Origin of the sequence: Staphylococcus gallinarum (assembly GCF_000875895.1) — a bacterium.
GTDB lineage: Bacteria > Bacillota > Bacilli > Staphylococcales > Staphylococcaceae > Staphylococcus > Staphylococcus gallinarum.
Window position 1 is genome coordinate 1 of sequence record NZ_JXCF01000087.1, and the last position, 2,389, is coordinate 2,389.

A 2,389-nucleotide genomic window follows, 5' to 3' on the forward strand; every position below is an offset into this window, starting at 1 on the left:
CTTTTTTTTGGTGGATAGAAACAGTAGGTTTTTGACGCTTATTTTTGTATTTTATGACAGTTAAACGCCCGTCGTTATAGGCTTTTACCTTGTATTTATAATCGTTAGTATAGTTATCAATGTGTCTGTTAAGTTGCCCGTATGTCAAGTAAGGAACGGGCAACCCACTCATCAAAAATTTTTGCAACTCTTCCATATTTTTTTCATCATCTTCAACAAACTTAATTTTGTTATTCAAGATAAAAACTCCTTTTCAATTTTTAATTGAAAAAGAGTTACACCACTTCCAAATTTATCAACTTGATTTTAAAAACTAGATACAGTAACATACAAGTTGATAAAGCGTTTCGTTACATCACAAACTTTGGTCGGGGAGTGCTGTAACTCTTTTTATTTAGTTTAGCTATAATATAGCACTAAGAGCGTGTACAGTCTAATCAGACTAGTGCACGCTCTTTTATTATTTATTCCAATTTCCTTTTGACTTGGAACCTTTGAGCTATATGTTTTTTAGTTGGTGTTAACTTGGTTTAATCCCAATTCAACCCCACCAACTTTTACAGACAAGCTGTAATAACATATAGCTCTGTTCCAAGCACAAAAGTTTTCTCGGCATAAAAGTAACTCTATTGTTTATTCTCATCTTGCTTTTGATGATTATATTCTTTCAAGTAAACTAATGAAAATATCAAAAGAAACAACGGAATAACAAAAACCCATAAATTTAAGTTCCATGTATATAGACAATATATAATACCAAAATCAGCTAAAACAAAAGCGGTAACAAAAACAAATAAAAAATTAAAAAACTTCATAAAAAACCTCCTCATTTAAGTTATAATTACAAAAAACACTAAAAATAAAAGAATACAGGAGAACAAAAAATGAAAAACAAATTGATACTATGTATTTTATTCGCTTGTTTACTTAGTTTTAATCTACTAAAAACACAGTCAGTTGCCAATGCAGAAACACAAGATAATTCTCAGTTAGCCACTTACGACCAAGATATAACAACAAATGATATTTCAATTACCGAAGAAAATGGAGACAAAATCTTCTTTGAAAGCGAAGAAGACAAACAAATGTACTTAAATGACCAAAACAACAATATACAACCAAGAGCTGTTGGACTATCACAAAAAGTAAAAACTATATCCTCAACAAGATACAACATGAGATTTTCAGGATATTCTAATATGACTCCTAGTTGGACAAAAGCCTCAAAATACACAATACAAGCAGGTAGATCTTTGAATTTTAGTACAGGTGCCCAATATAAAGGTCTTAATCTAACTTTAGGATTTGCTAGAACTTATGGTGTAACAACAACAATAAAAGCAAATCCAAAACGATATAGCAGATTAGCGGGTTATCAAGATGTAACGTTAACAAAGAAACAAAGAATATACTATCAAGCAGGGAAAAAGATTAGAACTGTAAACTTTGTAACTCAAAAAACGCATGCAAAATACGTAAAAGTTAAATACAAATAATTTTTAGTACATCAACACAAAAATATAATCATCCAGACCAAACGCTATTGCATTACTTTACGGCCATGAGCGCTGCCCAAACGCTTAACGGGCTCCACCCTTGCGTTTTCATGGCCGCAAAGCATATCACCTTACTCTAAACACCCAAATATCACACACATCTGTACTATAATTAGGTTCTACGACTCTATCATATTCATCATGCATAAAACTCATTACAGAATCATCTGAAACGCCATACACAGTTGGCAAAGTTAAATTATTGCTACTCCAGTACTTACGCTTATTCTTACGTGCTGGCGTATTTAATAAGTCTTTTGTAATATACTTTGTTACATAACTACTTATTTTTGATTTAGAACGCATCATTTGCACATTCGAAAAACCATGCTCCCAATCAATACAATTATAAATCTTTTGCTTTTTATACGTTTTACCTGAATCAATTAAATTAGGTTCCAAATTGCCAGTTACCATATGCCAATGTATTAAACCACTCTTATGCCTTTCTGGGATAGCTATGTACATAAATGGCTTATCACTTTTCCTAGAATGTCTTTTACGCATTTTATCTAACCACTTCCGCATTTCAAAAAAGCGATATTCATCTTCAACTGATTCAATACATTTTTTTGGATCAAAAGTAAGAGTCCAAAACATATCAAAGTGATTATTTAAAACTAAGTCTTTAATCTTTGTTTTCACTTTAAACATATATCTTCTTTGATTATCTAAGCGTTCATCCTCACTCAAATAAGAAGAAGAGCCCAACGCTTTTTTTTGGTGGATAGAAACAGTAGGTTTTTGACGCTTATTTTTGTATTTTATGACAGTTAAACGCCCGTCGTTATAGGCTTTTACCTTGTATTTATAATCGTTAGTATAGTTATCAA

4 protein-coding genes are annotated in these 2,389 nt (G+C 31.4%); 1 reads left to right on the forward strand and 3 read right to left on the reverse strand.

Annotated features, from left to right (window positions below; genetic code table 11):
- Both SH09_RS13520 and SH09_RS13525 read right to left on the reverse strand, forming a co-directional pair.
- On the reverse strand, positions 1-238 hold a 238-nt coding region (locus tag SH09_RS13520), incomplete at its 3' end, for a hypothetical protein (protein WP_042740158.1).
- Between the two features lie 388 nt (positions 239-626).
- Positions 627-815 (reverse strand): hypothetical protein, encoded by a 189-nt coding sequence (locus tag SH09_RS13525; protein WP_042740159.1) that lies wholly within the window; start codon positions 813-815, stop codon positions 627-629.
- Between the two features lie 69 nt (positions 816-884).
- Between SH09_RS13525 and SH09_RS13530 the strand changes: the two genes are divergently transcribed.
- The gene (locus tag SH09_RS13530) at positions 885-1,496 is read left to right on the forward strand and encodes a hypothetical protein (protein WP_042740160.1); all 612 of its coding nucleotides are present in this window, start codon (positions 885-887) and stop codon (positions 1,494-1,496) included.
- 126 nt (positions 1,497-1,622) lie between these two features.
- Here SH09_RS13530 and SH09_RS13535 read toward each other — a convergent pair.
- Positions 1,623-2,389: rolling circle replication-associated protein (locus SH09_RS13535; protein WP_235307541.1), on the reverse strand; the 767-nt coding region annotated here is incomplete at its 5' end.